Source organism: Saccharomonospora iraqiensis subsp. paurometabolica YIM 90007, assembly GCF_000231035.2.
Lineage (GTDB): Bacteria > Actinomycetota > Actinomycetes > Mycobacteriales > Pseudonocardiaceae > Saccharomonospora > Saccharomonospora paurometabolica.
On record NZ_KI912264.1, the window covers coordinates 82480 to 87568 of the forward strand.

Below are 5089 nucleotides of genomic sequence, written 5' to 3' on the forward strand. Positions count from 1 at the left end.
GGCCGGCTCCGGCGCGGTGGTGTCCTCCCCGGAGGCGGTGTCCCCGGCACCGGTGTCCTCGGCGCCCGTGTCCCCGGCGCCCGTGTCCCCGGCGCCGGTGTGCTCGGCGCCGGTGTCCCGGGTCGCGGTGTCCGGGGTCCCGGCCGTGTGGAGCGGGATGCTCAGGGTGAAGGTGGATCCCACGCCGGGGCTGCTCCACAGACGCACCTCGCCCCCGTGGTTGGCCGCCACGTGCTTGACGATGGCCAGTCCGAGGCCGGTGCCGCCGGTCTCCCGGGACCGCGCCTTGTCGGCCCGGTAGAAGCGCTCGAAGACGCGCTGCTGGGCGTCCGGGGGGATGCCGACGCCCCGGTCGGTCACCGCGATCTCGGCGTGGGTGTCGGTGCTGCGTCTGCTCACCGACACGGGACTGCCCGCGTGCGAGTAGGACACGGCGTTGTCCAGCAGGTTGGACAGTGCGGTGACCAACAGGGTGTGGTCACCGTCGACCCGGAGGCCGCTGGGCCCGTCGGTGCCGATCCCGATGTCGGCGGCGTCGGCCGCGAGCCGGGTCCGGCCCAGGGCCTCGGTGACGACGGCGTCGACGTCCACCACGGTGAGTTCGGGCAGCCGCTCGGCACCCTGCAACCGGGAGAGCGCGATCAGCTCGGTGACCAGCCTGCCCAGCCGGGTGGACTCCCGCAGGATCTTCTCGCCGAACCGGCGGACCTCGTCGCGGTCGTCGGCGGCGTCCACCAGCGCCTCGGCGAGCACGGCGATCCCACCCACCGGGGTCTTCAGTTCGTGGCTGACGTTGGCGACGAAGTCCCGGCGCGTGGCCTCCAGCCGGACGGCCTCGGAGTGGTCGACGGCCTCCACCACGGTGTAGCCGTCCCCGAGCGACCGGAGCTGCCCGAGCACCGCCTCCGGAGTCCGTCGCCGGGCCTCCGGCGGCGACAGGTCGATCTCGGTCGGCTCCCCGGTGCTCAGCACCTGCTCGGCGGCACGGCGGGCCCGCGGGTCGGCGTGATGCTGCCGCACCAGGCCGAGTTCCTCCGCGCGCCGGTTGTGCAGCACCGGGTCGCCGAAGCGGTTGAGCACCAGCACCCCGTTGTCCGAGGTCCGCACGAACCGGTCGAGCAGGTCGGCCGCGGTGGGCCCCGTCGGCCGCCTGCGGGTCCCCGGCAACCTGCCGGAGAGGACGAACCCGGCGACGAGGCCGAGCACCGAGGCGGCGAGGGCCAGGGCGAGCGAAGCTGACGCCGTCACGTCCGCATCGTAGACACCCGGACGGCCCCGCGGACCAGTCTCGGAGGCCGGTCGTGACCGCTCCGACATCCCGCGGGCGGTCTGTTCACCACGGCGTCAGCACCCGTTCACCGTGAGGTCGTGCGCGGGTCACCGGACGGTCCCGGCACACGACCCCACGGCGGCCCGGCGGACGCCGGGCGCGGGGGGTCAGCGGCCCTGGCTCGCCACCGCGGCGGCGGCCTTGGCCGCCTCGTCGGGGTCGAGGTAGGTCCCGCCCGGGTTGGTCGGCTTCAGCTCCGCGTCGAGGTCGTAGCGCAGCGGGATGCCGGTGGGGATGTTCAGGCCCGCGATGTCGGCGTCGGAGACGTCGTCCAGATGCTTGACCAGCGCCCGCAGGGAGTTCCCGTGCGCGGCGACCAGCACGTTCCGGCCCGCCCGCAGGTCGGGCACGATCGACGACTCCCAGTACGGCAGGAGCCGGGCGACGACGTCCTTGAGGCACTCGGTCATCGGCAGTTCGGCGCCGAGGTCGGCGTAGCGGACGTCGGCGTCCTGGCTGTACTCGTCACCGGCGGCGATCGGCGGCGGCGGGGTGTCGTACGACCGCCGCCAGAGCATGAACTGCTCCTCGCCGAAGGTGTCCATCGTCTGCTTCTTGTCCTTGCCCTGGAGGGCGCCGTAATGGCGTTCGTTGAGTCGCCAGTTCCGGCGCACGTCGATCCAGTGCCGCTCGGCGACGTCGAGGGCGATGTTCGCCGTCGAGATCGCACGACGCAGCAGTGAGGTGTGTACGACGTCGGGCAGCACCCCGGACTCGACGAGCAGTTCCCCGCCCCGCCGGGCCTCCTCCTCGCCCGTGGCGGACAACGGGACGTCGACCCAGCCGGTGAACAGGTTCTCCGCGTTCCAGGTGCTCTGTCCGTGCCGCAGCAGCACCAAGGTCCCTAGTTCGGCCATGCTTCAAGACTGCCAGAGAGCCGATCGAGTGGTCGGCGGAGCCTGTCGCTCTACGTACTGTTGAGTAAGAAGTGAATGATCTTCACTCGAACACCTAGCAACTTGCCAACGAGATTGCGGTGCGATAACCAAAATCGCAAAGCGTTAACGATCAAGGGCAAAATCACCCGAACGGGGTAGTGGGTAGCCTTGTGATTACCGTGCCGAGTCTGACAAGTTGGCTTGGACCCGCCCGGTCGGCACCACGCACTCCCCGGCCGGACGCGGGCAACGAGGCGCAGCTCGTCTCCCCCCTGCCGAGCTGCGGCCCGCCGGCCCCGTTGGCATCCCCCTCGCCACCGGGTCCACCAAGGCGGGTATGTCCGCGGGGCGGCTCGAGTTTCGCGACTCCCCCCTCCCTCGAGCCGCCCCGCGACACCCCTCCCCCTCCGCTCCACACCGCGTGTACCGCCCGCCGTGTGTGCCGTGAAGGCCCCCTTCCCTGCGCGGGACGCAGTGAGGGCCCCCTTCACTGCATCGAACGCAGTGAGGGCCCCCTTCACTGCATCGAACGCAGGGAAGGAGTCCTTCACGGCAACCCCGCGCGGGATCAGTCCGCGGTGAGGGAGCCGGGGGTGTGGGAGTCCGGGTGGATGAGGTGTTCGAAGGCGCGGAGGTTGGCCAGGGACTCGCCACGGGAGACCCGCCAGTCCCACTCGCGGCGAATGGACTCGGCGAAGCCGAGCTCCAACAGTGTGTTGAAGTCGCCGTCGGCGGCCTCCAACACCTGGCCCAGCAGCTTGTCGATCTCGTTCTCCGTGACCGTGTCCGGTCCGAGCCTGCCGACCAGGTAGATGTCACCCGCCTGGTCGATCGTGTAGTGCACCCCGTAGAGCTTGGCGTTGCGCCGCAGCAGGTAACGGTAGACGTCCTCGTGATTCTCGTCCGGACGCCGGCACACGAACGCCTCCACCGCGAACGAGTGCTCCCGGGCGATCAGCCAGCAGTTCGTCTGGAGCTTCTTCGTCCCGGGCAGGGTGACGAAGTAGACACCCGCGCCCTTGCGGTCGTAGTCCAGCTCGGCCGCGTCGAGCGCCGAGCGCACCACGCCGTCGACGGCCCGCACCCGATCACCACCGTTTCCCGTGTGTTCCGTGTCCGCCACGGCGTCCGTCCCGTCCGCGGCGGCGCCCCGGGCATTCCCGGTGTCGCGCCCGCGCACACCGTCGTGACCGCTCACACCGCCACCTCCAGCGCCGAATCGCGGAAGGCCCGGGTGGCCTCCGCGTAGGTCTCCAGCAGGGCCTCGGTGGTCCGTTCCCAGGAGAACCCGGCCGCGTGGGCGCGCGCCCCGCGGGACAGCGCGTCCCGGTACCCGGCGTCCAGGGCCACCCGGCCGAGCGCGTCGGCCCAGTTCCCGGCACGGTGGTTGCCCACGAGCAGGCCCGAGACACCGTGGTCGACCGCCACCGGAAGTCCGCCGACCTCGGCCGCCACCACCGGGGTCCCGCACGCCTGCGCCTCCAGGGCCACCAGGCCGAACGACTCGTTGTAGCTGGGCACGGCGACGACGTCGGCGGCGCGGTAGACGTCCATCAGCCCGTCGGTGGACTGCGGCGGCAGAAACCGCACCAGGTCGTCGATGCCGAGCCGCACCGCCAGCTCCTTCAGCGACGTGGGCTGTTCCAGCCCCGTCCCGGACGGCCCCCCGGCGACCAGCACGACCAGCCGGTCCCGCAGCGCGGGGTCGCGCCGGACCAGCTCGGCCGCGGCGTGCAGGAGCACGTCGGGGGCCTTCAACGGCTGGATCCGCCCGGCGAAGGCGAGCACCACCGCGTCGGACGGCAGGTCGAGCGCCGCACGGGCGTCGGCCGACGGGCCGGGCCGGAACCGCGCGAGGTCGACCCCCGGCGACACCGTCCGCACGGCGCGCGGGTCCGCGCCGTAGAGCCGCGTGAGCTGGTCACCCTCGACGTCGGTGTTGACCACGAGCCGGTCGGCCTCGGCGACCACCTGCTGCTCGCCGATCACCCGGGTACGCGGCTCGGGGGTGTCGCCGTCCGCGAGCGCGGCGTTCTTCACCTTCGCCAGGGTGTGCGCCGTGTGCACCAGCGGCACCCCCCAGCGGTCCCGGGCGAGCCAGCCGACCTGGCCGGACAGCCAGTAGTGCGAGTGGATGAGGTCGTAGTGCCCCGGCTCCTGGAAGGCCTCCGTGCGCAGCACCCCCGAGGTGAACGCGCACAGCTGGGACGGCAGTTCGGAGCGGCTCAGCGGTTCGAACGGGCCCGCGGGAATGTGCCGCACGAGCACCCCGGGCGCCAGTTCGGCGACCGGCGGCTGGTCGGAGGACGTGGCGCGGGTGAACACCTCGACGCTGGTGCCGCGGCGGGCCATCTCCCGCGCGGTCCGGGCGATGTAGACGTTCATGCCCCCGGCGTCCCCGGTGCCCGGCTGTTCCAACGGGGAGGTGTGCAGGGACAGCACCGCCACCCGGCGCGGCCGGGCGGCCGACCGGTACCAGGAGATCGTCACCGAATCACCTTTCTGCTCGGCCGTCGAGGCCCCCGACGGCCTGACGTCCGGCGAACCGCAGCAGGGTGGTGTCGAACTCGGGTGCGGACTCGACGAACGGGACGTGGCCTACACCCGACCACCAACGCGTGACGGCCCCGGGAATCTTCCCGGCCGCGTACTCGCCCGCCGTGATGTCGACGACAGCGTCGGCATCGCCGTGCAGCACCAGCGTCGGGACGTCGACCGCGGCGAGCACGTCGGCGCTGTCGACATCGCGCCGGAAGAGGGCGCCGCGCACCGCGGGCGGCACCGCCAGGGTCGCCCCGAGCAGGGCCTGCGTGGTCGACCCCGGAACCGGGCGGGCCGTCATGCCCTCGGCGAGTCCGGTGAGCGCGGGCAGTGCCACGGC

5 protein-coding genes are annotated in these 5089 nt (G+C 72.4%); all 5 read right to left on the minus strand.

Annotated features, from left to right (window positions below; all coding sequences use genetic code 11):
- Nucleotides 1-1248 (minus strand): sensor histidine kinase (locus SACPADRAFT_RS29695; RefSeq protein ID WP_233357259.1); only part of this gene is annotated, 1248 nt, incomplete at its 3' end.
- Between the two features lie 189 nt (nt 1249-1437).
- Nucleotides 1438-2187 carry a phosphoglyceromutase gene (locus SACPADRAFT_RS0224160; protein ID WP_007026423.1) on the minus strand — a complete coding sequence of 250 codons (750 nt, stop codon included), beginning with the start codon at nt 2185-2187 and terminating at the stop codon, nt 1438-1440.
- A 589-nt stretch (nt 2188-2776) separates the two neighbouring features.
- Nucleotides 2777-3292 carry a type III secretion system chaperone family protein gene (locus SACPADRAFT_RS0224165; RefSeq protein ID WP_028662733.1) on the minus strand — a complete coding sequence of 172 codons (516 nt, stop codon included), beginning with the start codon at nt 3290-3292 and terminating at the stop codon, nt 2777-2779.
- Between the two features lie 110 nt (nt 3293-3402).
- Nucleotides 3403-4698 (minus strand): D-inositol-3-phosphate glycosyltransferase, encoded by a 1296-nt coding sequence (gene mshA, locus SACPADRAFT_RS0224170; RefSeq protein ID WP_007026421.1) that lies wholly within the window; start codon nt 4696-4698, stop codon nt 3403-3405.
- A gap of 4 nt (nt 4699-4702) precedes the next feature.
- On the minus strand, nt 4703-5089 hold a 387-nt coding region (locus SACPADRAFT_RS29700; RefSeq protein WP_007026420.1), incomplete at its 5' end, for an alpha/beta fold hydrolase.